This is a genomic window from Methylobacterium sp. PvP105, from assembly GCF_017876975.1.
Lineage (GTDB): Bacteria > Pseudomonadota > Alphaproteobacteria > Rhizobiales > Beijerinckiaceae > Methylobacterium > Methylobacterium radiotolerans.
Window position 1 is genome coordinate 5,564,689 of sequence record NZ_JAGIPA010000001.1, and the last position, 25,040, is coordinate 5,589,728.

Consider the following 25,040-nt stretch of genomic DNA (forward strand, 5'->3'; position numbering starts at 1 on the left):
AAGGCGCGTGCGCGCAGGTAGCCGGTTTTGCCTCGGAAACGACGGGCCACCGGCCTGCCAGCACGGCGTAGTCCTTGATGATCAGGTCCGGGAGCCGGGTTGCAAAAAAGGGAAGACGATCAATCGAAATATCTTCAGGTTTAATTTGTTGCCACTTGGCTAACTTGAGATATATCTAAGCAGAACTTTGCGCCTCAGAGCACATCATTGCGCCGGGGTGCAAAAACTGGGCGTCAGCTTGCGCCAGCATCAGCAGCGTCACGCCCGATTCGCAACTTGATGCAGACCTTCAGTGGTATGATGTGGATGGTCCTGAGGACGGCACTCTGAGCCCATTAAATTAGCCGCGCTGAACGTCCGCTTGCCCGCAATCTGAGCCTAACAGCAGCCATTCCGCTTTCGGCCCGACGACGTCATGCCGAGTCGACAATGATTGCAAAATCGGCCGTTCGGCTTCGCGCCTATCACAGCCATTCAGTTGGCCCAAGCGAGATCCAGTAAGCAGACGATGATCGCGTCGGGCGTACTGACTGCATTCCGACAGCCCGCGCGGTTCAACGCGATCCTGCTCGGTTTCCTGCGGCGCCATCCCGTCCCGGGATGACAAGCTGCATCATGGGGACGGGTTCGCGTGTGGAGAGGCACCCACCGTGAACGACCTGCGCAACAGAGAAGCTGTTCCTGGCTAACCCCGTGAGTCTTCCGCGGAAGGCCATAGAGGCCGTGAGGGCGAGGCTGCTCTACCTCCCGCCCAACAGCCGGACTTCAATTCGATCAAGCAGATCTTCGCTAAGTTGAAGGGCCTGCTCCGAACTGCGGTGGCCCGGACTATCCCCGAGCTGTGGTACACCATCCGGCAGGCCTTCACTCGGTTCACGGTCGATGAGTGCAGCATCTGCATCGCTGCCGCCGGGCACGAAATTAACTTGGCCGTCGCCACGTGAGCGGGCATGGCTCTAGTTGTGACCTTTGCCATAATGCTTAGCGAGAAAACCGGGACGCGGCACTAAGCTTCTTGAGCGTTGAACGCTTGCAGAGGTGTTGCCGCACAGCAACTCGACTTAACGTTCCGATACGTCTGTGAACGTGCGTTGCACGATTCGACCAGTAGCCGTCGCTTCAGCTCTGGAGTCATATGGCGTCTTAACCCCATTCTATGTATGAGCGCGTGCTAGGGTGTGGACTCGATCAGCACCAGAAGGCGATGACGGCGGCCAGAGCGAGGGCCGAGGCGTAGTTGCGGGCGAGTTTGTCGTAGCGGGTGGCAATGCGGCGGAAGTCTTTGAGGCGGTTGAAGGTCGCCTCGATCCGCCAGCGCTCCCGATAGCGGGGCCTGTCATGGCGGATCTTCCGCTTGCGGCCGCGCTTGCCCGGGATGACCGGCGTGATGCCGCTCTTGCGCAGGTCAGCGCGCAGCCAGTCGGCATCGTAGCCCTTGTCGGCGGCCAGACGCTGGATCCGACCAGGCGCTTCGGCCAAGACCGCCGGAGCGGTGGTCACATCGCTGGTGTTGCCGGGCGTCAGTAGCAGGACGCCAGGGCGACCGAGGACATCGGTGAGCGCGTGGATCTTGGTCGTTTGGCCGCCGCGCGACGGGCCGATAGCCTGCGCCGTCGCCCCCCTTTGCCGCCATGGGCTGAGCGGTGGGCCCGGACGTAGCTGCTGTCGAGGGCGGCTGCATCACCTGCCCATCCGGCCGTGGCCAGCGCGGCGAGCATGGCTTTCCAGAAGCCGCGCCGCGACCAGCGGTTGAAGCGGTTGTAGACCGTGGTACGCGGGCCGTAGGCGGCCGGGCAATCGCGCCAGCGACAGCCCGATGTCAGCACGTGCAGGATGCCCGAGATGATCTGCCGGTCGTCCTTCCGCTCGGGGCCGGGCTGATCCTTGGGCATGAACGGTTCGATCACCGCCCACTGCTCATCCGAAAGCCAGAACAGGTCCGCCATCGCTACCTCCAGGCCGCAAAACGGCCGCCTGGAATCACAAAACGACAAACCCTGCAACGCCTTGGTTCGGTTCACACCCTAGTCACTCACCGCTTTAGGCTGGTCCCTGCCAAAAATCTCGCTTACGCAAAGCAAAAGCCATGATGAAACTATCTTTCTGAGGCGGTCTGAAAGATTTATATTTTGGGATAAATCAGAATGACTCGAATCTGGCGATCAATTAAACCTAACCGGTTTCCTTTTCAGAATGGGGCGACTTACGACCCTAAATTAAAAATTCAAATTGAACCTGTTGCTTGCAACTTATCCGATGACCCGATCTGGAATTTTGCACCACTAACCAAGGATGCAAGAAAATTTATACCCTACAATGTCATCAAATCAGTTCATATTTTCAATTACAACGAAGATAATCCATTTGCGCTGCTGCTCACAGTCACGCCGCCGCGAGCTTGGGCTTTCGCAATCAGATCAAGATTAATATCTAGACGCCCAGAGCATGTAATATTAGCGAACGATGATCGGTGTATTCTGCTCACGCCTGAACGCGTTTGGCTACATCGAGCTAGCCAAATCCTCGGCGTAGCGGGAGACATCTTAGCGGGGACTATGACTCTTCCAAAATCTTCGAGACGGCCGATCGTTGGATGTAGGTCTGACATCGAAGAGCTTGGCGACTTGATACGCTAACCTCAAACTCCTTGCTATTGACCACACACGAAAACTAGTCGGCCAGCCCTCGCGACCACACCTCGTCTGAAGCTCTCACGGCTTTACCGAAACCGCGACTGCGGCCCGCCCTCCGAGAGGGAGGCGCATCTCAAGTGCACGGTAATTACCGTCCGACCAGTACTCAGTCATAATTGATCAGGCCGAGGATGGGCCATCCGGATCTTGCCGGCCCTGGGACCGAATCGTGGCCGTCGATTCGCGCGCCGGGCGGGCTGGATCCGGACTCGGCATGCCCCCGACATGGGCCTCCCCCTAGCACTACCTGGGCACTTTGAGGTCAGACGGCAGCCGGAAGCGGCGGCGACAGTGCGGGCATCGCACCGGTGGGATGAGGCCGACGAACAGGCGGCCGATGATGGCCTGCCGCACGGCGGGCAGGCTCGGAGACGGTGGCGGTCCCGGTAGGCCGGCCACCTTTTTTTCCCCCATCCGTCCGGTCGGGCCCAGCCAGGCGCAGGTGCTGCAGGTAGGCGCAGGCGATGCACGTCATCAGCGCGTGCCGGTGCAGGCCGGTCCAGGAGCGGCCCTCGAAGTGGTCGAGGCCCAGTTCCTCCTTCAACTGCTGGTGGCCCTGCTCGCACACCCAGCGCGCCTTGATTGTGCCGGCCAGGGCGCGCCGGGTCGTGCGGGGCGGCAGGTTCGAGAGGTAGTACTTGCGCTCGCCCGAGGCGCGCCACTCGCCCACCAACCAGACCTCGGCGCCCGGCAGATGGCGGTTGTTGCCCCAGATCGGACCGTCGCCCACCCGCACGCGGGTCATGGCAAACCGGGCCGCGAGCGCGCCCTTCGTGCCCTGTCGCCACGTCACGCGCCGCCACGGCAGCGCAGCGAGAACCGCCTCGGCCTCCTGCGGCTCCTGATCCGGCACGGGTCTGCGCGCCCTCCCGCCCGGCTCCACCAGCCGCACGTCGGGATCGTAGACCTTCTGGTTCTTGGCGATCCCCACCGCCCAGGTCAGCCCGCGCGCGTCGAGGCCATGCCGAAACAGGGCGCTACAGCCGTAGCCGGCATCGGCCAGTACCACACCGAAGCGGACGCCTTCGGCCTGCAGGCGGTCGAGTTCGGCAAGCGCGATCTCGCCCTTGCTCTGCGGCACCACCGCCGCCTCGGGCACACCTGCCCGCTCACACCGCTTCGGGTTGGCGACCCACTCCTCCGGCAGGAACAGGTGCAGGCAAACCGGCACGGGCACCTCGCCCCGCGCCAGGGTGAGCGAGACGAGCGACTGGCAGTTGGCCTTCTTGCCGAGGTGCCCGCAGTACTGGCGCGCCACGCCCACCGAGCGCGTGCCCTTCTTCGGCAGCGCCGTATCGTCGATCACCAGGCAGGCGTCGGATCCGCCGACCAGCCGGTCCGCGGTACGGGTGAGTTCCGCCCAGAGCGGGCCGTCGTCCCAGGCCGGGCTGGCGATGAAGTGCTGCAGTTGGTCGTGACCCGGCAGCCCGAGACGGGCGGCCATCGGCTGCAGGCTCTTGCGATCCCCGGGGCCGAGCAGGCCGCGCAGGTACAGCGGCGCCCAGGTCCGCCGCGTCTTGCGCCCCATCGCAGCCAGAAACGGGGCCAGCCATACATCGAGGTCCGGCCCCGACGATCTCTCGCCCATGTCCATCTCCCGCAGTGCCACCGCGGGATCAAAACGCCCACCGCCCCTCAAAGTGCCCAGGTAGTGCTAGAGGCTGTTATGAACCTGCGGCGAGTTGAGCGGCCTTTTTGAGCATGAAGGCAGACGAAGGCGACGAGGTGCAGGTCTGCCAGGGTGCTTGCATAGCGTTCGTAATCTTTGACGAGCCTGCGGAAGCGTGTGGAGCAGGGAAAGGAGCGTTCGACGACCCAACGGCGTGGGAGCAGCACGAAGCCCCGCTTGGCCTCGGGCAGCTTCACGACCTCCAGTTCGATGCCGTGCGCACGGGCGGCCACGGCCGGCTTCTCGCCGGTGTAGCCCTGATCGACGAAGGCGATCTCGACGCTCGCGCCGGTGGCCGCCTGCACGGTCTTGGCCAGCCGGGCGACCTGAGCGCGATCATCGGCATCAGCGGGTGTGACATGCAGCGCCAGGAGGTGGCCGAGGGTATCCACCGCCATGTGCAGCTTCGAACCCTTCTTGCGCTTGGCTCCGTCGTAGCCGGCCCGCTCGCCGCTCTCGGGTGAGGAGCGCAAGGTCCGGCTGTCGAGCACGGCCGCGCTCGGCTCCGGCGCCCGACCGGCCGCCATGCGCAGCACCGCACGCAGATCCTCGGCCAGTTGCTCGAAACAGCCGGCCGCCAGCCAGCGCTGGGCCTGCTGATACACGGCAAACCAGGGCGGCAGGTCGTGGGGCATCAGCCGCCACGGGCAGCCGCTCCTGACCACGTAGCGCAACCCGTTGAACACCTCGCGCAACGCATGCTCACGCTGACCGGCATCCTCACGCAGCAGCGTCAGGTAGGGCGCGACCAGCGCCCACTCCTCATCGGACACGTCGGACGGATACGACTTGCGGGTCGGGCTCATCCCCGCTCATCTGAGCATCAGCCCGACGCAGGTCCATAACAGCCTCTAGGGGAAGCGGCCTAGGTAGTTCTGCGTGTCGGTGCCCGTTTGGAGATTGCTGGGTCCGGGGCTAGCCTCATGGCTCGACGCGCGGAGTGGTGCCCGCGCCTAACCCACAGCGACGGAAGATGGCGCCCCGAACCCATGTCTCCCCGAAAGCCATTCCCGCCGCGGGTGCAGGCAGCCTGCAGGGCGAGGCCGTGGCTGTGCGGGGTCCCATCGTCCCCGCGTTCCTGCTAGCCACGCGAGATGGTAGCAAGCCGCGCAACGCCAAGCACAGCCTTTTGCCGCGCGACGTGATGGAGATGCTTGAGCACATCCGGATCCTCCATCCCAAGGGCTCGGACGGATACATCGTCCTCTCCTCGAAGTGGCATGGCACCTACCGCCAATTCCCCCTGATCCGCGCGCGCGGCGATATCCCGTGTGACATCCTGAGGGACGCGCAGTTCGTCAGCATGAATAGGTTCTCCTGGAGCCGGAAGGGGGATGCCCTGTGCTCCGTCGGGCACGCCTGGTTGGAGTTCGACCCCTACGCCGAGGACAAGAACGGCAACCCCCTTCCTTACCGCGAAATGCCCTTGAAGGACCTGCAGGTCCTGCTCACAGCAGCGATCACCGCTGCCGGCGTCCCGGCTCCGAGCTACTGGACGCGGAGCGGCCGCGGGCTCCACGCGGCCTGGGCCTGCGAAGCCCTGCCGGGCGAGGCCGCCGGCAAGGTGCAGAGGGTCATGGACGCGCTCTACGGCCCGACCCTGACCGATGACGGCAGCGTCCCGGCGAGGCGGTACGACGACCCCGACCGCGACGCCCAGGAGAACCGACTCGTCGGGATGTGGATGGCGTTCCGCGACGCCGGCCTGGACCGCGGCACGCAGGATTCCAGCCGCGTGCTCCGGATCTGGGGTAGCTACAACCAGGCATCCGACTCGTACTGCGAACGGCTCTGGCCGGACTGCATCGATGACATCAAGAGGTGCCGCTTCGACGACCTCGCCGACTCGGTGCTCCCGATCACGAGCACAGAGCTGCGCAGGCGACTCGCCGAAAGGGCCCCGTGGAAGGCCCAGAACCCTCGGAGCAGGCCGCAGCGGAACGTCGGCCGCGCCCGGCAGTACGCCGGTACCGCCGGGGTGAGGGATCGGATGCTCGCCGACCTGATGCGCCTCCACGGGCACCGCGGCGGCATCGCGAAGGGGCATCGCCATTGCTGGCTGTTCCTCGTCGCGAACTGCCACGCGCATATCCATGGCGGCAACCCCGAGACCTGGGCGGCGCTGTACGCCCACATGGCTGGGCTGACGGTCCCTGACGCCTTGGACTGCCTCCAGAGCCTCGGCCGGAGGATGCGGCGGCACGAGGCCGGCGAGACGTCCGAGTACAAGGACGAAGTCTGGAACGTGTTGTTCCACCACTCCGGCGCCAAGATGGCCGATCTGCTCGGCGTCACCCAGGAGGAGGCGGATGCCGCGGGCCTGAACTTGGTCCGCCCTGGCAAGGCAAGGTCTATCCCGCCGAGGGAGCGGCAGGCAGCGAAGAGGATCCGGGACGGTGCCGTCCCCCGCGCCGACCGGGCCGACGCCAAGTTCCAGGCGGGCCGTCAGGGTCTGGCCATCCGGTCCGAGTGCGGGACGGCGGACGCGGCAATCGAGGCCATCCGGGTTGCCACGGGACGTGGCCGGACGTGGGCCATCGAGGCCATGAAGCTAGCGGCGGCTGCCCCGGCCGAGCCCCTCGCCGAACCGGTCGCCATGGAGCCCGTCGCGGTCGAGCCGGTCGAGACCGTCATCGAGCCGTCCGATGTCCGCGAATCCGAGGACCTGGGGGTTCGGTTTCCGTCACGCTTTATCGGGGGCTCCGCCCCGGGCCCTGCCCCCCTCGCGACGGCCGAGGTCGACGTTGGCCCCGCCCCCTACCCCGAGCCCAAGGTTCGGCGCATCTCGGACATCTCGGTCATGATCGAGGTCGCCCCCGACGTCGGCTACGTCGTCATCGACGACCCCAAGGACCGGTTCCACGGCCGGGTCGTCCTCAGCTTGACCGGTGAGTGGACGAGCCTCCCGGAGCACCTGGAGCCGCTCGCCGTTCCTCCGCCCCGCAAAGTCCGGCAGCCCCGCCCCGTCCGGGCCTTCACCCGGCGTCGCCCCATCGCCGATGCGCCCCGCTCCTCGGCTGCGCGGCGCCCTATGACCCCTCAGGAAATCGCCGCCTCCGCCGAGGATTACCGCCGGGCGTCCGGTCGCTGAACGCCCTTGTGGCGGGCATGGTGGTCCGCTAGAATCCCTTCACCTGCCGTCGCTGGTTGGGACGTGCACCACACGTGTGAGGCCCCTGCGGACTACCGCGGGGGCTTCCGTGTTTCTGGACCCCGCCTTCCGTCCGTCCTTTGATCCTTGCATCCCGGCATCCGATGCTGCGCGCGTTGCAACGCCGCCGGATCCCGCTATGGCCAAGCCCCGGAAGAAGTCCCGCACCCCCATCGCACAGGCCATCTACGAGGCACGCCTGGAGCGCGGCCGCGAGCGCAACAGGCGGTGGCGCGAGGCCCGCGCAGACCGGCTCGCAACCTTGGAAGCCGAGGCCGACGTCGCCGCGGTGGACGCCGCCGTGGTCGCGACGCTCGTCCGGCTGCACATCGAAGCCCGCGAGGCCACCGGCCGCCGGGATCCGGCCCTACCCCTCGTCGACGTCGTCCGCCGGGCCCGGGAGCGGCTTCAGGAGGCCGGCATGGATCCCGCCTCGGCCCGCGAGGCCGTCCGCGAGCGGCTGCGTCTCGGCGCCCCTCCGGATCCCGCCGCGGCCGTCGCCGAGGCCGCCTGAGTTGTCCCGGCCTTGTTCCCTCCGGGGGCCAGCGTAGACTCCCGCGGCGGCCGTCGAGGACCTCCTCCAGCCCCGCCATCTCCCGGAGCCGCCCCGTGTCCCTGTCCGTCCGGTTCGACGTCGCCAAGGCCGTCCGCGAGGCCCAGCAGGCGTTCGAGTCGTTCGGGCTCGACCGCTTCCCCCGCGCCGTCCAATACGCCCTGACGGGGACCGTCATCGACGGCGCGAACCGGTGGCGCCGGTCCGTGGACACGACCTTCGACCATCCCAACCGGGCAACCCGGGACGCCGTCCGGTACGTCGTCGACAAGGACCTGCTGAACAAGGTCACGACCGTCGGCGAGGCCTCGGCCGCCGTGTTCGTCCTGCCGCTGCAGTCGACATGGCTGAAGTACGCCTTCGGGGACAGCAACCAGACCCGTCTCCCCGGCGACGTCGGCGTGGAGGCTTACTTCGCCGACCAGACGCTGCTGAAGATCCCGAACCCGGGGGCCATCAGCTACACCGGCCTCGGCCGCCCCGGCGCCGGCGACAAGGTCCCCGGGCGGGACGCCAAGAACATCGCCCGCATGGCCGCCCGGGGCTACCAGCGCAACATCGGCACCCCCGGCATGACCGCCGGCTCGGCCCGGTGGGGGGTGTTCGAGGTCAGGCCGGGGGACAAGGCCCTTAGCGGCTACACGTGGCAGCCGGGCATCTGGGCTCGCCCGCCCCGGGTCGTGGCCAGCGTCGGCCGCAAGCGAACGGCCCGGGCGATCAAGGCCGGCCGCATGTCCGCCCCGACGACGGAGTTCACCCGGCGCGACGGCACCGAGGTCAGCGTCCCGAAGGTCGTGAACAACGACGTGCCGCGGCTCCTCCTCCTCAGCACCCCGAAGGCCGAGATGAAGCCGATCGCCACGCCGAGCTGGCAGCGGGCGATGCAGGAGGCCGCCGAGACGATGCCGGACCGGCTCGCCCAAGAATTCACGGACCGCCTGGAGCACATGGCCCGCAAGGGACGGTAGGGGCCCCGATTGAGGCCCCTCGTCCAGGTATTTCTGAGAAAGCCTGGACGGTACCCGAAGCATCGCCGACGTCGCTGGCATGTACATGTCCGGGGTGCACACATGTACATGTGGCATTCCGGCAACTCCGCATGCTGTTCCGACACGCCTGTAGACATCGGATGCGGACCTCTCCTAGGAGCCGTCACGTCAACTCTGAAATCGAACCGCCCGAGAGCGCTGTTCCAGGCGTGCGCGCCTGTTAGCTTCTTGGCTCGCAGCGGACGACGAGGATTCGCGGCGAACAGGATCCCGGCCCGGACATGGATCAAGCCGCCGTACTCGCACGCATCATCAGCTTCGTCTCGGCGGTTGGCTCCGTCCGTGCCTTCGCGCGCAAGGCCGGTCTGAGCGAGGTCCACGTCCGGGACGTCCTGCAGGGACGTCGTACGCCGGGCCCGAGGCTGCTGGCCTCGGTCGGGGTTGAGCGCCGGGTCACCTATGTCGTGGTCGGCGGCGATGCGTAGCTCCGCCCTCCCGCGCGACGAGTTCCTGGACCGGCTGACGACCGCCGAGCTCGTGGCGCGCCTGGAGGCGTGGAAGGCCGACCGCGACACCGTCCGGTACGCCGCATCTGCCGCGTGGGCCCGTGCCGTCGAGGACCGCATCGCCGCGATCGAGGACAGACTCGCCGCCCGGCACGAGGCCCTCGGCATCGTCCCCAAGCCTGAGCCCGCCGGAGCCTGCGCGTGGTGAGCCCGCCCGGCCTCGCCCTCCTGCTCATCGTGACCCTGCCGTGAGCGACCCTCCTATTCGCCTCGGTCGCCTTGGCCCTGTTCGCCACCCATAGCCGGGAGAGCCGCCCGTGACCGTGCCCGAGGTCATCGCTGTCTGGACCGTCGCGTCCGTCCCGATCGGCGTCGCCATTGGCAAGGCGATCGCCTGGAGCAAGCGCAGCGATGGCTGAGCTCGCCCTCGACTTCGTCATCTGGGGCGCCGCCCTGGTGCTCGTCCTCGCCGTCGTCCTCGTGGGCGCGCTGGCCGCCGCAGAGCGTCCCCGGCCCCGTCGGGACGGCATCGCCGACATCCTCCGTGAAACCGCCAAGAGAAGGAAGCGCTGACCATGCCGATCTTCGACGAGAGCCTCGCCGAGAGCCGCTGGCGCCAGGAGCTGGCCGAGATGGAGGAGACCGTCCGGAAGGTGAGGGACGAGCCGCCTGCCGGCATCCCCGCGGCGCTCCTCGCCTTGGACCTCGCCACCTTCGTCAAGCGCAGGGACCAGCTCCGCCGGAAGCTTGGCCTGCCGCCGGCGGAGACGGACCGGCAGCCGAAGCGGAAGCGGGCGCGCTAGGGGCCTCAATCGGGGCCCCTCCCTCAGGAGCGATCCATGACACGTGCACAGGAGCGCCTTGCCGCCCGGCAGGCAGCCACGGCGAGGCAGGAGCTCGACGGCTACGAGCGGGACCTCGCCGCGTGGCAGCCCGAGCCGCCCGAGGGGATCCTGCCGTGGGCGCACCAGGCCTACCGGCACGGCCTGCTCGCGGCACGGGATGACCTGCGGCGTGAGCTCGGACTGGCCCCGGCTGCCACCGCCATCACCACCGCCACCCACGAAGCACGAGGCTGAGATGCACCCCGCTCGCACGATCCCCTATGCCGACCTCGTCGCGGGCCTGGAGGCTGCGCGCGGTCGCGGCCTCGTCAGCCGCAAGGAGTGCCCCGAGACCGGGCTGCACATCTACTGCTACACCCAGCGGTGCGTGTACGACGACGCCTGGGACGCGTTCTCGCTGGTGGCCCGCGGCCTCATCGTCGACCCGGCGGAGCAAGCCGTCGTGGCCACCCCGTTCCCGAATTTCTTCAACCTCGGCGAGCGCCGGGGCGTGGCGCCGGACCTACCCTTCGAGGCCTTCGACAAGCTCGACGGCAGCCTGATCATCGCCTTCCACCACGCCGGCCGGTGGCGCACGGCGACCAAGGGCGCCTTCGTCTCGACCCAGGCGGCATGGGCGCAGGCCTGGCTCGATGCCCGGGACACCTCGGCCCTGGTGCCCGGCACCACCTACCTGTTCGAGGCGCTCTACCCGGAGAACGTGATCGTCGTCCGCTACGTCACCTCCGGGCTGGTCTTCCTGGGCGCCTACGATGACACCGGACGTGAGCTCGACAGGTCCGAGATGCTGCAGGTCGGCGACGCCACCGGGTTCTTCGTAGCGTGGAGGCACCCGTTCCAGTCGATCGCGGAGCTCGTCCGCATCGCCGGCGACATGCCCCGCACCATGGAGGGGTTCGTCGTCCGGTTCAGCGACGGCACGCGGCTGAAGATCAAGGGGTCCGAGTACAAGCGGATCCACGCGTTGATCTCGCGCTGCACGCCGCTCGCCGTGTGGGACGTGCTCAACGCCGGTCTGCCGCTCGACGACAAGCGCCGCGACCTGCCCGAGGAGTTCTGGGGGGACTTCGACGCGATCGTCAGAATCCTCGATGGCCGTGCCATGGCGCTGGCCGCCAAGATCCAGGCCGCCGCCAAGGCTGTCGAGCACCTGTCTGACCGCGAGCTCGGCCTGACGCTCGCGGCTCAGCCCGAGGACGTGCGGCCGTTCCTATTCGCCTACCGCAAGGCCGGAGGGGTGCTGAAGGGCAAGGTCTACACGGCGATGCTGCGGGCCATCAGGCCGAGCGGGAACGTCCTCGACGGCTACGTGCCGTCCTACGCCATGGGCCGCATGCTGGATGATGAGGCCTGACCATGGGCATGGTCGAGGGACTGATGACCCTGGAGCGGGCCATCCCCATCGCCGAGTCTGGCGGTCGCATCCACCGCCACGGCTGGATGCAGTCTGGACCGACCCGACCAGGGTCATCCCCGTGGGCAGCGCGCCGGGCAGCGTGGACCCGGGCGGCTATCCCTACTGGACGTCGGAGACCGTCCTCTCGCGCTCGCGTCAACTCTCGATGCGCTCGCCCGTGGACGTGACGGCCAACCGGATCCCGGCGGGCACGTGCGCGGTGCGCCGGCTCGCGACCCCGATCTCGATCCCGCTGGCCTGGACCGGTTCGGGGATCGTGCTGCTGCCCTCGCCGACCTCGGCCGCCTCGCCGCCGGCCACGACGTTCGAGATCCACGTCGACGGAGCCACCGTCGCCCCGGCCGCGATCCCCGCAGGCGGAGGGAGCATGCCGCTGACAGGGGCCGGGGCCCTTCTCGTGTCGCCGGGGTCGCTGATCGAGTTCGTCAACACGGGCGCTGCGCTATTCGGGGCCACGGTCGCTGTCGGGATCGCGGGCACCCACGTCTAGGCCATCGTTCCGGAGGCGAGTGAAATTCACGCCGACGAGTTGTCCTACCGTTACCTGCCTATTGTGTAACGAGGGAGTGCCTGACCGGAAATCGCGTTGCAACGCACGTCCACCCCCCGTTGCAACGCAGCTTATCCACAGACGAGTAACGCTCGCCCATGCTTCCGCGACCGGGGCTTTCCTGATTCAATACGGGACACCCCGCCTGGAACGCTCCTGAACCCCTAGTAACGCGCTTCTTGTACCTAGCCATTTCGGAAAACGTCGATTTCCCGAGTCGCGAGAGTCGCTTATCGGGCTGAATACAAAATTACAGAAAGGCTATTTAAGGCCGACGTCGGCCCGACGTCGGGCGCACGTCGGCCCGCGGCCCGGCCAGGGATCCCTTAACCGTGGCCAGCGGACCCCCGTTGACCCGGGACTCCCACTCGATTCTCCTGGGCTCACGGAACAAGGGAAGACGGCCATGAGCATGGGGACGGCAGCGGCGATCGAGGTCACAGGGACGATGGCCAGGGTCGGAAGCTCGATCGGCCTCGGCATCGCCATCGCCAAGGCCGAGCACCGGATCCGCCGCGAGCAGGCCGTCGACTCGGTCACGGAGCTGGCGATCCGCCTCCAGGAGGCCCGGCAGGCGCAGCGCGGCGCGCTCCGGCGTGCGGCCCAGGCCGAGGCCCGCCTTGGGGCCGCCCAGGCGGAGATCGCGGCGCTGCGGCAGGCACTGGCGCAGGAGAGGCACATGACGGCGGCGCTCCGGGAAGCCCTGGGCATCTGAGCCGCCGGGGACCGCCAAAAGAGAAGGGGCCCGCCGGGATGACCGGCGGGCCCCTTCTTCGTTCCTGGGGATGGCTCAGCGGAAGGCGGGGCGCGCCCCACCGAGGTCGTGGCGCTCGTCCCATGTCGGCTCCGCGATCGGGCGCGGCCCGCGCTTCGCCATCGCGGCCACCTCGGCCTCCATCGTCTTGAACGAGGTCCGGGCCTTCGCGGCCATCACGGCGATCTCGACCGTCCTGCGCGCCTCTGCCGCCGACTGTTGCTCGACGAATCGGACGTAGGACGGCAGCAGGGGCGAGCCCTCGGCGACGGTCTTGGCGGCGACGTGGCGCGTCAGATCCGGCACCGCGACCTTGCAGACTTTGGCGAGCTCGGCCCGGTTGAGGCTGCGCAGCCAGTCGGCGACGGGCTCCGAGATGTGGGGCACATGCTCTGCGAACGCGGCCTCCCCGCCATCCTTGAGCGCCTGCGCGGCGTGCTGGACGAACAGCCCGAACCCGGGGGTTTCGAAGTTGAAACCCGGGTCGGTGGCGTCGTCCTCGGCGACGGCGTCGTCGGCCACGCGGCGGGGCGTCAGCGCCGGGTTCGGGAAGACGCTCCTGAGCAGCGCGCCGGGGACCTGCAGGCCGTAGCCGACGGCGGTGCCCAGGCCGCCCATGATGCGGGCCAAGATGGAGGCGAGGCGGGCGAAGAAGGACATGTGAACCCCTGTGCGTAGGGGGCGCGGTCACTGGCGCCGGCCCCTCATCCGGAGCAGAGCACTCCGCCATGAGAGCCACAAAGCGCGCAGGCGCGCACTAGCCACCGAGGGCCGCGATTTCCGCCCGGGTGGCCCGGCGCATGAAAGCCTGCCGGCGCGTGCATCTCTCTGCGAAATAATAGGAATTCCCGGCCGGGTGGACCCCGTCTTGGAACCCGTGGTGGCCGACGAATCGGGTGAGATGCAGCGGCAGGGCCTCCAAGTCGGCGCGGTGGTGGTGCTCGCGCTCGGCGGCCCTGTCCTCGGCGCCGGCCGGGTCGATGATGTCCCACGCCTGGGCACGCGTGATGGCATTCAGGCCGTCCGGGGTGACCAGGTACGTATCGTCATCCCATGGCGTCTGGCGCGCGGTCGTCACGACCGCGCCGACGGGCAGGTCGTGCGCGGATTTCCACGTCGTCTGCGCCTCGTCGATGTAGTGCGGCCGCTTGGGATAGCTCTGGAATCCGGCGACCAGCCGGTCCTCCAGGCGCGTGCGCGTCCCGCTCCACACGAGGACCGGCCGGAGCACGGCCCCGGCCCTCATCACTACCGTCACCGTCCCGGACGCCGGGGGCGAGTCCTGGGCAGGACTCAGCCTCGATTCACCATGGGGCGCGTTCGTTATCGTAGAACCCTTTCTAACCGCAAAATTTGCGATTACATCTCGTACCACTGAGGCCAATCGTGGACTCAAAGGGACCGGGAGGCAAGGGGATGGGCGCGCCGATGTACATAAGGGATGGGGAGTACCGGGCGCCGCCTGCGCTGCTGCGCCAGCTCCTGGATGTGGGTGAGACCAGGGCGTCGATCGCGCGGATGCACGGCGTCGAGGAGCACCGCGTCGCCTACCGTTGCCGGCGGCTCGGCATCGGGAAGCCCAATGGGCGCGCGCCGAACGCCCAGGCGCTCGCTATGGCCCTGGCGCACACCGACATCCCGATCGCCCGGATCGCCGCGGCCTACGGCTGCAAGCCCAGCACGATCGCCAAGGCCGCCGCCCGGCACGGCCTGCCCACGGACGAGCGGGGCCGCGAGGCGCTGCGGGAGTCCCGGTCGTGAGCCGGCGCCCCCTGACGGACGAGGACGTCCGCATCGTGCTCTCAGCCGCCGTCCGGATTGCGGGCGGACAGAGGGTCTGGTCGCGGCTGCACGAGATCAACCAGAGCTACGTCGGCAAAGTCCTCGCGGGGAAGCGGGATCCGGGAGAGCGCGTCCTGGCCGCCCTCGGCCTCGCCGAGCTGCCGCGGCGATACGGCCCCGTCGATGCGCCCGCGAAGCCGGGGGCGGTCCGATGATTCCCGATCTCCGCTCCGCCCTGAGGGAGGGCATCGCCGCCGCGGCGGGCGAGCCCATCGACCGGCTGCTGACGGCCGGCACGCTCACGCCGGCCGGGGTCGCGCTGTTCGGCACCGACAGCCCGCAGCTGATGGCCGTCGTCTGGGTCGGGACGTGGGGCTGGGCGTACGTCGCGCTGGGCGCCCTCGCCTGGCTCGCCGGCGTCCGCACCGGCATCCGGTGGGGGGAGTAGCCATGCCGCAGGAATCCCTGATCCCCGCGCTGGACGACCTGCTCGTCGTCGAGCGCGTCGCCCCCGGTGAGGACGCCCTGGTCAAGGCCTTGCTCCGCCTGGCGCTGCCCTGGGTGCCGCCGGAGGTGCCTCTCCCCGTCGTCCTCGTGACGGCCATCGAACACGACGCCATCGGAGGCCTCACCGCCGAAGTCCTGCTGTTCGACGGCGGCCGCGCTGGCCTCTGGTTCCCGCCGCCGCTCGCGCCGGGTGCCCCCCAGCGCGTGCGGTTGCTTGACGGAGAGCGCCAAGTCCCGATCGGCTACGACCGGGCTCGCAGGGTCTGGCGGCGCTACCCCGATCTCGCCCTGCTGACCGGCGACGCCCGCGAGGCCCTCGCTCGGCTCGACGTCGATGACGCCGAGTATCTGCACAAGGCGGAGAAACGGCGCGAGGCCGCCCGCCGCGCCGCAGAGACCAGGCGGCGCAACCGCCTGGCCAGAGAAGCGGCGGAGGGCGGCGCTGGCGGCAGGGGTGGCGCCTGAGCGACATGGTGAACAAAAACGTTCACCTACCCATTGCCTCCGTTTCAGTGAACCATTATGTTCACTGAGAGAGCAGAACGCTTCTCGCGGAGGCCAAGATGACCCAGCCCACCACCACCCCCACGATCCCTCAGACCTCGATCGAGATCCCCCTCGACGCCCTCGTGGCGATCGTCGAGGCCAAGAACGCCGAGCTCGTCGAGCTGCCCGTGACCGGCGAGGTCCTCCCCTTCCCCACCGTCCTCTGACCACCGCCGGGGGTTCGCCCCGGCCCTTCCACCAGCCGCCCTCGCGCAAGGGCGGCTCGTCGAGGGGCCTACCCACCCGCCCGACCTCGCGGGCACGATCTCGGAGAACGCCACGTGGCCATTCAGATCACCAAGTCCGGCACCGACCTGTTGGTGCAGACGCCGCACATGAACACGAATTTCAACAAGCGCCTCAGAGACATGGGCGGCCGCTGGGAGTCCCCGGCCTGGCGCGTCGACGCCCGCAACGAGGCCTTGGTCCGGGCCGCACTCAAGCGGTCCTACGGCGGCGACGGCGAGGGCGAGCCGGACACCGTTTCCCTGCAGTGCCACATCGAGAAGGACAGCTGGCAGGGACCCGTCGAGGTCGCCGGCCGGGTCATTGCCCGGGCCTTCGGGCGGGACTCGAGCGCCAAGCTCGGCGAGGGCGTGGTCCGCCTGGAGGGATCCGTCACGTCGGGCGGCTCCAGGGCCAACTGGCGGACCGTAGTGGACGCGGTCGTCGTGATCCATGACTGCCCCCGCAAGGTTGCCGAAAAGGCGATGGCCGACGGCTACGTCGGCGTGACCGATGCCCGCCTGTACGTCCCGGACGTTGCTGCCCTGGCAGAGGGCGTGGACTGACGCCCGCCTCGGGGCCGGCGCCGCGATTCCGCGGATCTCGCCGGCCTCGCACGGGCCTCAGCCGAGCCGCCCCGCCAACTTCGGAGACACCCGTGTCATCTTCCCAGACCCACTCTCGTGCCCGCGCCAACTACGATGCCGCCAAGGCCGCCAGCGCGGCCGCCTACCGCGAACTCGTCCGTGCCCGGGACGCCTCCTCCGCCGCGTTCGCCCACGGCACCCCAGACGCGATCGCTGCGGCATCCGCCGCGGAGGAGCGCGCCGAGGTCGCGTACCGCGAGGCCGCCGACGACGCCCGCATCGCCCGCGACGAGCGTGAGGATGCGCACGACTGGGACCGCCCCCGCGATGGGTTCGGGAACTACCGCGACTGAACCCAGCAGCCGGGGCCCCGTGCCCCGGCCCTTCTCCGGACCGCCCTCGGCCAGGGCCGTCCCGACAAGGGCCGATGCCATTCGGAGGCGGTCATGGAACGCACCTGTCACTACACGCTGCTTAGGGCGCTCCGCGAGGCCGCGTCCGTCACGTCGCTCAAGCACCACGAAAGCGCGCCGTTGCGCCTGCTGCATGGGGTGACGTCGCTGTACGGGCCGATCCGTCCCTCGGGTCCGAGCCACACGCTGTTCGTGGCCGTCGAATCCCCTCGCCTGACACCGGCGCTGAACAGGTTCGCCCAGGCCTTGCGGACGCGGGAGATCCGGGACGTGGCGAGGGGAAGGGTGCGCCACGCGTCCGAACGCGTCGTGCCCGTCCCGAACGTGTCGGCCCTCTGCGCCGGCCGCTCGATGGCGCACATCGCCGGCGGCAGCACGGAGCACGCGCGCCTCCGCGAGAACGGGACCGCCCTGTGCCGGGCGGCAATCGCCGAAGCCGAGGCCTGCGTCGCGGCGGCCATGCGAGCCCGGGTGGAGACGAGCAGGGCATCGTGCGCCGAGCACGCACGCGTCGCCCTGGAGGCCGCCCGTCACGTGGCGGAGGAATTCGAGCTCGGCGCCGCCGTCGTCGTGCCCGCCTTCTCCGTGCTGGCCCCGGACCTCTGGGACCTCGTCGCACCCGCGTATGCGCGCGAGGCCGCGATGCTCGGAGGGCCGGTGCAGCTGCCAGACGACGACGCCGATGCGATGGAGGCACTCGTCTGGTGAACGCGTGTGTTCACTTCCTCCAGTTGGTGATACGATCCGTTCACTAAGGGGCGACGAGGTACCGATGGGAGCGCGCGAGTTCACTGACGCGGGAGAGCGCGGACGCCGCCGGGACCTCGTCCGCCGGATCGGGGATGCGTCCTTCGGCGCGAGGACCGGGACCTGGCACGCCGATTTCGCCAAGGCGATCCACGAGGCGACGGGTCGCGAGATCGGGCGCGCCCGCGTGGCGCAGTGGCTCCTGGAGACCGATGCGGCGAAGCCAGTCCCGAAGTGGGTCGTCGATTCCCTGCCGGCGATCGCCCGGGCCGCCGCGGCCGACCTGCGGACGCGGGCCGCCACCCTCGATGCCGCCGCCGACGATGCAGGGGCCCCGCCCGGGGCCCAAGGCGAGCCCGGGTCGGACGGCGAGCCACCGCGCGAATCTGGGTCGCCCGCGGCCGAGGCCGCCCCTGAGGAAGACTTCGACCTTGACGCCTTCGTGGGGCAGGTCCTCGCCGCCGGGCCGGTCGACTGGAGCGAGACGCGCGGGCAGGACCTGCTCTAAGCCCTCTCCCGCCGCTCCCGGACGAGCCGCTGCTCCTCCGGCTCCAGCTCGGACCGCTCGACCCGGGCGACGACCTGGGCGAGGCTGGCCGGTTCCATGCCGGGCCATGCGTCCACGCCGACGTCCAGGCTCAGCCGAGTCGGCTCGAACAGGCCGTGCACGTGGCCGTAGGCATGGATGGCGCTGCCCATCGACCCCCGCCACGCGCGCATAGGAAAATGGCAGAGGACGAGCTTCTGCCCCTCGACCGTCGTCTCGACGAGGTCGCGCGGCGGCTCGGCCCACGGAAGGTCGAGCGTGTCGCGGTGGTCGTGGTTGCCTCGGACCAGGCGCTTCGTCCCGTTGAGCCTGTCGAAGATCTCGCGCAGCGGCCCCGCCTTCAGCCTCATGGCGAAGTCGCCAACGTGCCAGACGTCGTCCGCCGGCCGGACCCGGGCGTTCCAGGCCGCGACCATGGCCTCGTTCATGGCCGAGGCGTCGCGGTCGTCGAAGGGGCGGCCGCACATTCTGGCGATTTGGGAATGCCCGAAGTGCTGGTCGGCGGTCAGGAAAATGGTCATGGCGAGGATCCGTAGGGGGCGGACCCCCTGCGAGGCCCTAGGGTTTGGCGGAGGAGTCGGGATTCGAACGGGGGAACGGTTTCATGCTTGCCTCCTGCGGCGCGGTGTAAGGCTGCGGTCCTCGATGACGACGCTGCCGTCGAGCGGGGGCATCCGCACCTTCTTGATGGCCTCTATGGCGGCCCCCATCTCGGGGCCGTCGCTGTAGCGGCCGAGCGTCAGCCCGGACCGCTTGTGGCCGACGATGGCCGCAATGAGGTCGCCCGGGACGGCCGCGCGCTCCATCTTCGTGATGAACCATCTTCTGAATGAATGAAAGTTGATTAGAGACCTTCTCTTGCCTTCCAGCTCATCACGAACCTTGATATCACGCGAATACTTGGTGAACCTCTTCGAATAATATGATGAACGCGGCTTGACCGAGGGAGGCTTGGGGGCCGGCCACTCGGGGAACAGGTCGTCGTCGGGCTTCTTGCCCTCGATGCGCCGGCGCACGATCGGCAGCAGGTCCGGGTGGATCGGCACGTCGCGCGAAGACTTCTCCTTCTTCTGCGGCTTGAAGGTGAACCAGCCGTCGTCGCACTCGCCGACGCGCAGGTCGATCACCGCGTCGAGCCGGGCCCCGGTCAGGGCCGCCACCCACATGACGTCGAGCATGGACCTGCCCTCGGGCGGGTCGCCCATGAACAGGCGCTGCATCTCCGAGTCCGTGAACGCCCGCTCCTCCTCGTCGTGCGCGACCTTGTCCTTGGCGATCGTCAGGTCATGGAACGGGTTCCCCTTGGCGAAGCCCCGCTTCGACAGCCAAGACCAGTAGAACTTGAGCCTCCCGAAATACTTCGCGTTGGATCCCCACGCGAGCCCGGTGTAGGCGGGCATCTCGTCCATGTACCGGAGCGCGACGGGCCGGGTCACGTTCTCGATGAAGGGCTGGATCGGAGGGTTCCGGGTCGACAGCCAGTCCAGGAAAATCCCGAGCGCCCGCGGCTCGTCGAGCTTCGACCGGTCCGCGATCTTGAGCGTCCGCATGAACGACTCGTGGTGGTAGGCGATCGGCGTGCTCCCACGGACGATCTGCCGGTACTCCTCCGCCTCGGCCAGGGCCTCCTTCGTGGGGATGCGGATCTCGTCCGGGCCGAGCTCGGGGTTCCACACCGTCTTGTAGGTCGCCCCCTTGCTGAGGATCTTGTCGATGCGCTCGTTCATGCCCTGGCGGAGGAAGTGCTCCATGTCCTCGTCCGCGTCCTGCAGCATGCCCCGGACCTCCAGGGCCTCGGCGAGGAGGCTGTGCTTCTTGCCTCCGCGCGCCGTCCAGGCATCCTCGATCCGGCGCTTGAACTCGGCGATGACCTGCGGGGCGCGAGCCCTCGCGATGAGCAGGGACTGCGTGTCCAGCCCCTTGACGAGGCGCTGGCCGAGCTGGTCCTGGAGCTGCCGGGGGACCGCCATCGTCACGCGGTAGTACCCCTTATACTCGGCGAGGTAGCGCACGCCTGTGTTGGTTCTGCGGGGCACTGGATGGACGTCCTCGGGAGGGGGTTCGTACCGCAGTCGTACCGCTATCTCGAACCGCGATTCCGTGCAATCGCCGGGGCTTGCTTATCCTAGAATCGGTTAAGCGATGCTTGGGGTCTAATCCCTCCGTCTCCGCCAGCACCGTCGAAGGTGCTGATGAATCGGCATTTTCTTCCTTCGCCCGACCGGCTTGGTCACTCGGTGCCACCTTCGCTGCGGGGGAATGAAGCCCGAGTGCCGCGCGCTGATTGTCCGCGATGCAAGGCGCGCTGCAACGGAGCATCCTCTGGAGCACCGCGTTCCGATGCGCGCTCGCCGAGACCTTCCCGATGGCCGAAGCCTGATCCGGGCGCGGGCCCTCCCGGATGGGACCTCCGCCGATCCCGACGCGGCTCCGGCCCCGGATTCGGCGCGGCCTTCGTCCCATGCGGCATGACGGGCCGCGCTTCCGCTCTGTCCCAACCGGCCGCCCTGAGCGGGTACGGCGGACCGCTCACCACCGGTGTGTCGGCGTTCCGGACACGGTGCGCGGCTCGCCGTACCGGCAGCCCTTCACCGTGATGCAGGCACTGTAGACACGGTCGCCGACGGGGCGGCCCTTGAACTGGGCGCCACCCCTGGAGGCTCGGGTCGGCGGCGCCGAAACCGGTGCGCGCGACGCGGGCGAACAGGGTGGTCCCGCGCTGGCAGGAACGGGTTGCCGTTCCGGTCGGCGGCCGCGAAGGTCTGGACGGCCCGGCTGGATGACACGCACGACGCCGGCCCACGGGCGCCGAGGGAGCAGGCCGAGCCGCCCGCGCAAGGCGCCGTCGGTCCGATCCGGTTGCGCGCCGGTGCGGTCGGTGAGGACCTGCGCCCGCGCGGAGTCCCGGCGGCCGCCTCCTCCGCGCGTCGCCCCGCTCGGGGCGCTCTCAGACGGCCCAATCCGCCGCCAGCGCGGCGGCCGCGTACCGGGCGCGCGCCGCGGCATCCCGCGGGAGCCCGGCGCGCTCGCACCACGCCGCGAAGATCTCCGGCTCGATCGGCACGCGCACGACCTCGACGCCGCTGCGCTGCACCTCCCGCTCCATCTGCTCCGTGGCGATGCGCCAGGTCTCGTAGTCGGGCGGCAGCTTGGCACCGTCCGCGAGGCTGGTGCGCAGGGCTTGGTACTGCTCCGGGGCGTACCAGGGCAGTCCGACGCGACGGGGGCGGTCCATCTGGGCTCTTCGAACGGTCACGCTGAACGACCGTCAACGGTCGTGGGCGGCCTGTGGTTCGAACCCGGATCGCGGGCCGCCCGCGATCATGCCGCAGCGGCCGAACGCCCGATGGCCGCGCCGGCGGCCGACCGCTAGCCGATGGGGATGGATCCGCTCGTTCTCACCCTCATGGCCTCGGCCCTCACCTTCTCGAGCTTCCTCGTGCTGCTCGGCTGGCGCTGAGGCCCGGGATCGCGCGGCGGGCCGGCGGCCTCACCGCGGCGGCGCGCCCCCGGTTCCGGGCCGGTCCGGGATGTCCAGATCGAGGAGCGCGGAGCCGAGGCCCTTGCCGTGCGCGTCGAGGGCCAGGGAGCGGGTGACGCCGCCGCCGAGCGCGCCCGTGAGCACGAAGTTCAGCGCCCCGATCTTCGGCAGCGCGTAGCGGGTCACACCGCCGGTCACGATCCCGCGGAAATGCTCCCGCACCCGCTCGGCCGTGACGTGCGCCGCGAGGTGCTCGTAATCCGCCGCGTCGTAGGCGATCAGCGCGATGTTCGACGTGTTGCCCTTGTCGCCCGTGCGGGCATGGGCGAGCGCGCGCAGCTTCATCCTCGGGACTCCCGGCTCTCAGGCTTCGACGACGTGCACGCGCGGGCGGGCGAGCGCGGCGGGGACGAGGACCGACTGCACCGCCACCACCTCGCGGGCCGATTTCCAGGCGCCGCCGCCGCCGGCCGGGCCGTTGGTGTAGAGCGTCTCGACCTCGTTGCCGATCCGCACGGCCTCGGCGTGGGTCTCGGTCCGCCCGGCGACCCGCAGGCGGACCTCGTAGGGCTCGCGCCCGCCCGACAGCGCCGCGCCGTGGAGCGCGTCGACGCCGATCAGGTCGCAGCGCAGCTCGCGCGTCGCCACGCCGGTGAGGGCGAGGCGCTCGCGCACCACCGCCAGGGCGAGACGGCCGCGGGCCAGGGCACCGGGCCCGGCGTAGGAGATCTGCCCCTCGCCGATATAGGAATCGACGTACCCGACCGAGACCTTCAGGAGGCCCGTCGCGGGCGCGCCGGTCGCGCCGCTCACCCGGACGCGGTCGGGGCCGACCTGCTCCATCTCGACCCCGGAGAAGTCGCCGACCACGTCCGGCTGGAGGTAGCGGGCCGGGTCGTGCACCTCGTAGAGCAGCTGCTCCTTGCAGGTGGCGAGGCTGATCCGGCCGCCCGAGCCCGCGACCTTCGCGATCTCGACGGTGCCGTCCTCGGCCACGATCCCGATGGGGAAGCCGAGGCGCGCGAGGTCCGGGACGTCCTTGCAGCCGGGATCCGCGAAGTAGCCGCCGGTGATCTGGCCGGCGCATTCGAGGAGGTGGCCCACGAGGGTGCCGCGGCCCAGGCGCTCCCAATCGTCCATCGCCCAGCCGAAGGCGTGCACGAGGGGGGCCAGGAACAGGGCCGGGTCGCCGACGCGGCCGGTGATGACCACGTCGGCGCCGTCCGCGAGGGCGGCCACGATCGGCGCCGCGCCGAGATAGGCGTTCGCCGAGACGATGCGGTTGCCGAGGCTGGCGACCGGTTCGCCGCTCTCCTCCAGGACGAAGTCGCCGGCCCGCACCGCGTCGAGCAGGTCGTCGCCCGTCACCGCCGCGATCCGCAGGCCGGCGAGGCCCATCTCCCGCGCGAGCGCCCCGGCCTTCCGGGCAGCGGCGACCGGGTTGGCCGCGCCCATGTTGGTGACGACGCGGATGCCGCGAGCCCGGCACGGCCCGAGCACGGCCCGCAGCCGCGCCTCCAGCAGCGGGTCGTAGCCGCCCTCGGGGTCGCGCAGCTTCGCCTGCTGCGCCAGCGCGATGGTGCGCTCGGCGAGGCACTCGAACACGAGGTAGTCGATGTCGCCGCGCTCCGCGAGCTCGACGGCGGGCTCGATGCGGTCCCCGGCATAGCCCGCGCCGGCACCGAGGCGGACGATTCTCATGGCGCGCTCTCCGCTGTCAGAGGGATCAGAGGGGGAAGACCCCGAGGACGACGCAGGTGAGGGTCATCACCACCGAGGCCGCCAGCAGGAACGGGAAGGTGAACTTCTGGTGGTCGGCGAGGTCGATCCCGGTCAGGCCGCAGACCAGGAAGGTCGCGGGCGTCAGCGGGCTGACGGGGAAGCCCGTCGTCATCTGGCCGAGCAGCGCCCCCTGGGCGACCTGCACCGGCGGGACGCCGAGCTGGTGGGCCACCTCCGCCACCACCGGCAGGACGCCGAAGTAGAACGAGTCCGGGTCGAACAGCATCGACAGGGGCATCGACACGAGGCCGAGCGCGAACGGGATGTGGCGCCCCATCTCCGGCGGCACGAAGGTGACGGCCGTCTGGGCCATGGCCCTGAGCATGCCGGTGCCCTGCATGATCCCGGTGAACACGCCGGCGGCGAGGAGGATCGAGGCCATCAGGATCGCGGCCCTGGCGTGCGCGTCGATCCGCTGCCGCTGGGCGTCGACCTGCGGGTAGTTGATGACCAGCGCGAGCGCCGTGCCGAGCATGAACATCAGCGCCGGCGGCACCTTCTCGGCCAGGAAGACCATCGTCCCCAGGACCGCCGCCGTGAGGACGAGGTTGATCCAGAAGCGGTCGGGGCGGCGCAGGGTCCGCTCCGCGTCGCTCAGGATCCGGGCGGTCGCGGCCGGGCCGGGGGCGGCCCCCGCGGCGCCGGGGACGTGGGCCAGACGGCGCTCCTCCCGAAGGCCGAGCCAGTACGAGACGGCGAAGATGAAGACGAGGCCGACCGCCTGAACCGGCACGAGGGGCGAGAAGATCTCGGGGATCGGCAGCTTCAGGGCGGCGGAGGCGCGGATCATCGGCCCGGTCCAGGGCAGGAAGTTCACGCCGGCCGCCATCGAGGCGGCGCAGGCCAGGATGCGCCGGTCGATGCCGACGCGGTCGTAGAGCGGCAGCATCGCCGGGATGGTGATCAGGAACGTCACCGCACCCGACCCGTCGAGGTGGATCAGCAGCGCCAGCAGGGTGGTGCCGGGCACGATCCGGGTGGGGCGGGTGCCGACCCGGGCGAGGATCCGGTCGATGATCGGGTCGAGCATCCCGGCATCGCTGACGATGCCGAAGAACAGGATCGCGAACACGAACATGCCGACGACGCCCGCGAGGCTCTGCAGGCCCGCGAGGACGAACTTGCCGGTCTCGAAGCCGAACCCGCCGATCAGGGCGGCCGCGACCGGGATGACGATCAGCGCCACGAGGGGCGACATCCGCTTGGTCAGGATGACGGCGAGCAGCAGCGCGATCGTGCACAGGCCGAGCAGGGCCAGCATCCGTTCCTCCCGTTGGGCGCCGGCGCGGTTCGAAT

At 69.4% G+C, this 25,040-nt stretch carries 29 protein-coding genes and 3 pseudogenes; 21 read left to right on the plus strand and 11 right to left on the minus strand.

Features of this window, described 5'->3' with window-relative positions:
* Positions 1-708 precede the first annotated feature (708 nt).
* Positions 709-944 (plus strand): annotated as a pseudogene (locus tag J3A75_RS36680) (IS630 family transposase); the annotation flags it as partial.
* 244 nt (positions 945-1,188) lie between these two features.
* On the opposite strand, the pseudogene J3A75_RS27140 reads toward J3A75_RS36680, so the two are convergent.
* The 3 genes and pseudogenes from J3A75_RS27140 to J3A75_RS27150 all read right to left on the minus strand — a co-directional run bounded on the left by J3A75_RS27140 (position 1,189) and on the right by J3A75_RS27150 (position 5,168).
* Positions 1,189-1,946: pseudogene (locus J3A75_RS27140) on the minus strand (IS5 family transposase).
* A 1,009-nt stretch (positions 1,947-2,955) separates the two neighbouring features.
* The gene (locus J3A75_RS27145) at positions 2,956-4,281 is read right to left on the minus strand and encodes an IS701 family transposase (protein WP_063111814.1); all 1,326 of its coding nucleotides are present in this window, start codon (positions 4,279-4,281) and stop codon (positions 2,956-2,958) included.
* Between the two features lie 76 nt (positions 4,282-4,357).
* Positions 4,358-5,168, minus strand: a pseudogene (locus tag J3A75_RS27150) (IS5 family transposase).
* Positions 5,169-5,335: 167 nt separating this feature from the next.
* Between J3A75_RS27150 and J3A75_RS27155 the strand changes: the two are divergent.
* The 11 genes from J3A75_RS27155 to J3A75_RS27205 all read left to right on the plus strand — a co-directional run bounded on the left by J3A75_RS27155 (position 5,336) and on the right by J3A75_RS27205 (position 13,088).
* On the plus strand, positions 5,336-7,453 hold the full coding sequence (locus J3A75_RS27155; protein ID WP_059409977.1) for a hypothetical protein: 2,118 nt from the start codon (positions 5,336-5,338) through the stop codon (positions 7,451-7,453).
* Positions 7,454-7,652: 199 nt separating this feature from the next.
* On the plus strand, positions 7,653-8,027 hold the full coding sequence (locus J3A75_RS27160) for a hypothetical protein (protein WP_043074434.1): 375 nt from the start codon (positions 7,653-7,655) through the stop codon (positions 8,025-8,027).
* 95 nt (positions 8,028-8,122) lie between these two features.
* Entirely contained in the window at positions 8,123-9,034 is a 912-nt protein-coding gene (locus J3A75_RS27165; protein ID WP_043074435.1) for a hypothetical protein, read from the plus strand.
* Positions 9,035-9,336: 302 nt separating this feature from the next.
* Positions 9,337-9,540, plus strand: coding sequence for a hypothetical protein (locus J3A75_RS27170; RefSeq protein ID WP_043074436.1), 204 nt, complete (start codon positions 9,337-9,339; stop codon positions 9,538-9,540).
* Positions 9,533-9,769 carry a hypothetical protein gene (locus J3A75_RS27175; protein ID WP_043074437.1) on the plus strand — a complete coding sequence of 79 codons (237 nt, stop codon included), beginning with the start codon at positions 9,533-9,535 and terminating at the stop codon, positions 9,767-9,769. Before J3A75_RS27170 ends, J3A75_RS27175 begins: the two co-directional genes overlap by 8 nt.
* Before the next feature lie 203 nt (positions 9,770-9,972).
* Positions 9,973-10,134 carry a hypothetical protein gene (locus J3A75_RS27180; protein ID WP_160536113.1) on the plus strand — a complete coding sequence of 54 codons (162 nt, stop codon included), beginning with the start codon at positions 9,973-9,975 and terminating at the stop codon, positions 10,132-10,134.
* 2 nt (positions 10,135-10,136) lie between these two features.
* Positions 10,137-10,364, plus strand: coding sequence for a hypothetical protein (locus tag J3A75_RS27185; protein ID WP_043074438.1), 228 nt, complete (start codon positions 10,137-10,139; stop codon positions 10,362-10,364).
* Between the two features lie 36 nt (positions 10,365-10,400).
* Positions 10,401-10,640, plus strand: a complete 240-nt coding sequence (locus J3A75_RS27190) for a hypothetical protein (RefSeq protein WP_043074439.1) — start codon at positions 10,401-10,403, stop codon at positions 10,638-10,640.
* Between the two features lies 1 nt (position 10,641).
* Positions 10,642-11,760 (plus strand): RNA ligase, encoded by a 1,119-nt coding sequence (locus J3A75_RS27195; protein WP_059409976.1) that lies wholly within the window; start codon positions 10,642-10,644, stop codon positions 11,758-11,760.
* A gap of 121 nt (positions 11,761-11,881) precedes the next feature.
* Positions 11,882-12,313, plus strand: a complete 432-nt coding sequence (locus J3A75_RS27200; protein ID WP_043074440.1) for a hypothetical protein — start codon at positions 11,882-11,884, stop codon at positions 12,311-12,313.
* A 466-nt stretch (positions 12,314-12,779) separates the two neighbouring features.
* Positions 12,780-13,088 (plus strand): hypothetical protein, encoded by a 309-nt coding sequence (locus J3A75_RS27205; protein WP_043074441.1) that lies wholly within the window; start codon positions 12,780-12,782, stop codon positions 13,086-13,088.
* Between the two features lie 75 nt (positions 13,089-13,163).
* Here the strand turns inward: J3A75_RS27205 and J3A75_RS27210 are convergent, their stop codons facing one another.
* Complete coding sequence (locus J3A75_RS27210; protein ID WP_052516918.1) at positions 13,164-13,787, minus strand: hypothetical protein; 624 nt, start codon at positions 13,785-13,787, stop codon at positions 13,164-13,166.
* A 97-nt stretch (positions 13,788-13,884) separates the two neighbouring features.
* The gene (locus J3A75_RS27215) at positions 13,885-14,358 is read right to left on the minus strand and encodes a hypothetical protein (RefSeq protein ID WP_312892895.1); all 474 of its coding nucleotides are present in this window, start codon (positions 14,356-14,358) and stop codon (positions 13,885-13,887) included.
* 185 nt (positions 14,359-14,543) lie between these two features.
* Here J3A75_RS27215 and J3A75_RS27220 point away from each other — a divergent pair, with 185 nt between their 5' ends.
* The 9 genes from J3A75_RS27220 to J3A75_RS27260 all read left to right on the plus strand — a co-directional run bounded on the left by J3A75_RS27220 (position 14,544) and on the right by J3A75_RS27260 (position 18,442).
* Complete coding sequence (locus tag J3A75_RS27220; RefSeq protein ID WP_245337773.1) at positions 14,544-14,888, plus strand: hypothetical protein; 345 nt, start codon at positions 14,544-14,546, stop codon at positions 14,886-14,888.
* Entirely contained in the window at positions 14,885-15,124 is a 240-nt protein-coding gene (locus J3A75_RS27225) for a hypothetical protein (RefSeq protein WP_043074442.1), read from the plus strand. Before J3A75_RS27220 ends, J3A75_RS27225 begins: the two co-directional genes overlap by 4 nt.
* Positions 15,121-15,357, plus strand: a complete 237-nt coding sequence (locus J3A75_RS27230; RefSeq protein WP_043074443.1) for a hypothetical protein — start codon at positions 15,121-15,123, stop codon at positions 15,355-15,357. The genes J3A75_RS27225 and J3A75_RS27230 overlap by 4 nt, the downstream gene beginning before the upstream one ends.
* 2 nt (positions 15,358-15,359) lie before the next feature.
* Positions 15,360-15,881: a hypothetical protein gene (locus tag J3A75_RS27235; protein WP_059409974.1), complete on the plus strand. Its 522-nt coding sequence runs from the start codon at positions 15,360-15,362 to the stop codon at positions 15,879-15,881.
* Positions 15,882-15,979: 98 nt separating this feature from the next.
* Positions 15,980-16,129, plus strand: a complete 150-nt coding sequence (locus J3A75_RS27240; protein WP_160536115.1) for a hypothetical protein — start codon at positions 15,980-15,982, stop codon at positions 16,127-16,129.
* A 114-nt stretch (positions 16,130-16,243) separates the two neighbouring features.
* Positions 16,244-16,753: a hypothetical protein gene (locus tag J3A75_RS27245; RefSeq protein ID WP_059409973.1), complete on the plus strand. Its 510-nt coding sequence runs from the start codon at positions 16,244-16,246 to the stop codon at positions 16,751-16,753.
* A 92-nt stretch (positions 16,754-16,845) separates the two neighbouring features.
* A complete protein-coding gene (locus tag J3A75_RS27250) occupies positions 16,846-17,127 on the plus strand; it encodes a hypothetical protein (protein ID WP_043074446.1) in 282 nt (93 codons plus the stop codon).
* Positions 17,128-17,220: 93 nt separating this feature from the next.
* Complete coding sequence (locus tag J3A75_RS27255; protein ID WP_043074447.1) at positions 17,221-17,895, plus strand: hypothetical protein; 675 nt, start codon at positions 17,221-17,223, stop codon at positions 17,893-17,895.
* A 64-nt stretch (positions 17,896-17,959) separates the two neighbouring features.
* Complete coding sequence (locus J3A75_RS27260) at positions 17,960-18,442, plus strand: hypothetical protein (protein WP_052516919.1); 483 nt, start codon at positions 17,960-17,962, stop codon at positions 18,440-18,442.
* Here the strand turns inward: J3A75_RS27260 and J3A75_RS27265 are convergent.
* The 6 genes from J3A75_RS27265 to J3A75_RS27290 all read right to left on the minus strand — a co-directional run bounded on the left by J3A75_RS27265 (position 18,439) and on the right by J3A75_RS27290 (position 25,005).
* Positions 18,439-19,002: a metallophosphoesterase family protein gene (locus J3A75_RS27265; RefSeq protein WP_043074448.1), complete on the minus strand. Its 564-nt coding sequence runs from the start codon at positions 19,000-19,002 to the stop codon at positions 18,439-18,441. The two genes, J3A75_RS27260 and J3A75_RS27265, sit on opposite strands and share 4 nt — an antisense overlap.
* Positions 19,003-19,083: 81 nt before the next feature.
* Positions 19,084-20,517, minus strand: a complete 1,434-nt coding sequence (locus J3A75_RS37295; protein ID WP_043074449.1) for a tyrosine-type recombinase/integrase — start codon at positions 20,515-20,517, stop codon at positions 19,084-19,086.
* A gap of 911 nt (positions 20,518-21,428) precedes the next feature.
* Positions 21,429-21,716 carry a hypothetical protein gene (locus tag J3A75_RS27275; protein WP_012320974.1) on the minus strand — a complete coding sequence of 96 codons (288 nt, stop codon included), beginning with the start codon at positions 21,714-21,716 and terminating at the stop codon, positions 21,429-21,431.
* A gap of 255 nt (positions 21,717-21,971) precedes the next feature.
* The gene (locus J3A75_RS27280; RefSeq protein ID WP_012320975.1) at positions 21,972-22,307 is read right to left on the minus strand and encodes a hypothetical protein; all 336 of its coding nucleotides are present in this window, start codon (positions 22,305-22,307) and stop codon (positions 21,972-21,974) included.
* Between the two features lie 18 nt (positions 22,308-22,325).
* Positions 22,326-23,663, minus strand: coding sequence for an acyclic terpene utilization AtuA family protein (locus J3A75_RS27285; RefSeq protein ID WP_024829003.1), 1,338 nt, complete (start codon positions 23,661-23,663; stop codon positions 22,326-22,328).
* A 25-nt stretch (positions 23,664-23,688) separates the two neighbouring features.
* A complete protein-coding gene (locus tag J3A75_RS27290) occupies positions 23,689-25,005 on the minus strand; it encodes a CitMHS family transporter (RefSeq protein WP_012320977.1) in 1,317 nt (438 codons plus the stop codon).
* Between the last annotated feature and the right edge of the window lie 35 nt (positions 25,006-25,040).

Excerpts from the sequence above, each read along its gene's own strand:
- J3A75_RS27145 (WP_063111814.1), bottom strand. The coding sequence starts at position 4,281 with ATGGGCGAGAGATCGTCGGGGCCGGACCTCGATGTATGGCTGGCCCCG.
- J3A75_RS27155 (WP_059409977.1), top strand. The coding sequence starts at position 5,336 with ATGGCGCCCCGAACCCATGTCTCCCCGAAAGCCATTCCCGCCGCGGGT.
- J3A75_RS27160 (WP_043074434.1), top strand. The coding sequence starts at position 7,653 with ATGGCCAAGCCCCGGAAGAAGTCCCGCACCCCCATCGCACAGGCCATC.
- J3A75_RS27170 (WP_043074436.1), top strand. The coding sequence starts at position 9,337 with ATGGATCAAGCCGCCGTACTCGCACGCATCATCAGCTTCGTCTCGGCG.
- J3A75_RS27175 (WP_043074437.1), top strand. The coding sequence starts at position 9,533 with ATGCGTAGCTCCGCCCTCCCGCGCGACGAGTTCCTGGACCGGCTGACG.
- J3A75_RS27180 (WP_160536113.1), top strand. The coding sequence starts at position 9,973 with ATGGCTGAGCTCGCCCTCGACTTCGTCATCTGGGGCGCCGCCCTGGTG.
- J3A75_RS27185 (WP_043074438.1), top strand. The coding sequence starts at position 10,137 with ATGCCGATCTTCGACGAGAGCCTCGCCGAGAGCCGCTGGCGCCAGGAG.
- J3A75_RS27190 (WP_043074439.1), top strand. The coding sequence starts at position 10,401 with ATGACACGTGCACAGGAGCGCCTTGCCGCCCGGCAGGCAGCCACGGCG.
- J3A75_RS27195 (WP_059409976.1), top strand. The coding sequence starts at position 10,642 with ATGCACCCCGCTCGCACGATCCCCTATGCCGACCTCGTCGCGGGCCTG.
- J3A75_RS27205 (WP_043074441.1), top strand. The coding sequence starts at position 12,780 with ATGAGCATGGGGACGGCAGCGGCGATCGAGGTCACAGGGACGATGGCC.
- J3A75_RS27210 (WP_052516918.1), bottom strand. The coding sequence starts at position 13,787 with ATGTCCTTCTTCGCCCGCCTCGCCTCCATCTTGGCCCGCATCATGGGC.
- J3A75_RS27220 (WP_245337773.1), top strand. The coding sequence starts at position 14,544 with ATGGGCGCGCCGATGTACATAAGGGATGGGGAGTACCGGGCGCCGCCT.
- J3A75_RS27230 (WP_043074443.1), top strand. The coding sequence starts at position 15,121 with ATGATTCCCGATCTCCGCTCCGCCCTGAGGGAGGGCATCGCCGCCGCG.
- J3A75_RS27235 (WP_059409974.1), top strand. The coding sequence starts at position 15,360 with ATGCCGCAGGAATCCCTGATCCCCGCGCTGGACGACCTGCTCGTCGTC.
- J3A75_RS27240 (WP_160536115.1), top strand. The coding sequence starts at position 15,980 with ATGACCCAGCCCACCACCACCCCCACGATCCCTCAGACCTCGATCGAG.
- J3A75_RS27255 (WP_043074447.1), top strand. The coding sequence starts at position 17,221 with ATGGAACGCACCTGTCACTACACGCTGCTTAGGGCGCTCCGCGAGGCC.
- J3A75_RS27260 (WP_052516919.1), top strand. The coding sequence starts at position 17,960 with ATGGGAGCGCGCGAGTTCACTGACGCGGGAGAGCGCGGACGCCGCCGG.
- J3A75_RS27265 (WP_043074448.1), bottom strand. The coding sequence starts at position 19,002 with ATGACCATTTTCCTGACCGCCGACCAGCACTTCGGGCATTCCCAAATC.
- J3A75_RS27275 (WP_012320974.1), bottom strand. The coding sequence starts at position 21,716 with ATGGACCGCCCCCGTCGCGTCGGACTGCCCTGGTACGCCCCGGAGCAG.
- J3A75_RS27280 (WP_012320975.1), bottom strand. The coding sequence starts at position 22,307 with ATGAAGCTGCGCGCGCTCGCCCATGCCCGCACGGGCGACAAGGGCAAC.
- J3A75_RS27285 (WP_024829003.1), bottom strand. The coding sequence starts at position 23,663 with ATGAGAATCGTCCGCCTCGGTGCCGGCGCGGGCTATGCCGGGGACCGC.
- J3A75_RS27290 (WP_012320977.1), bottom strand. The coding sequence starts at position 25,005 with ATGCTGGCCCTGCTCGGCCTGTGCACGATCGCGCTGCTGCTCGCCGTC.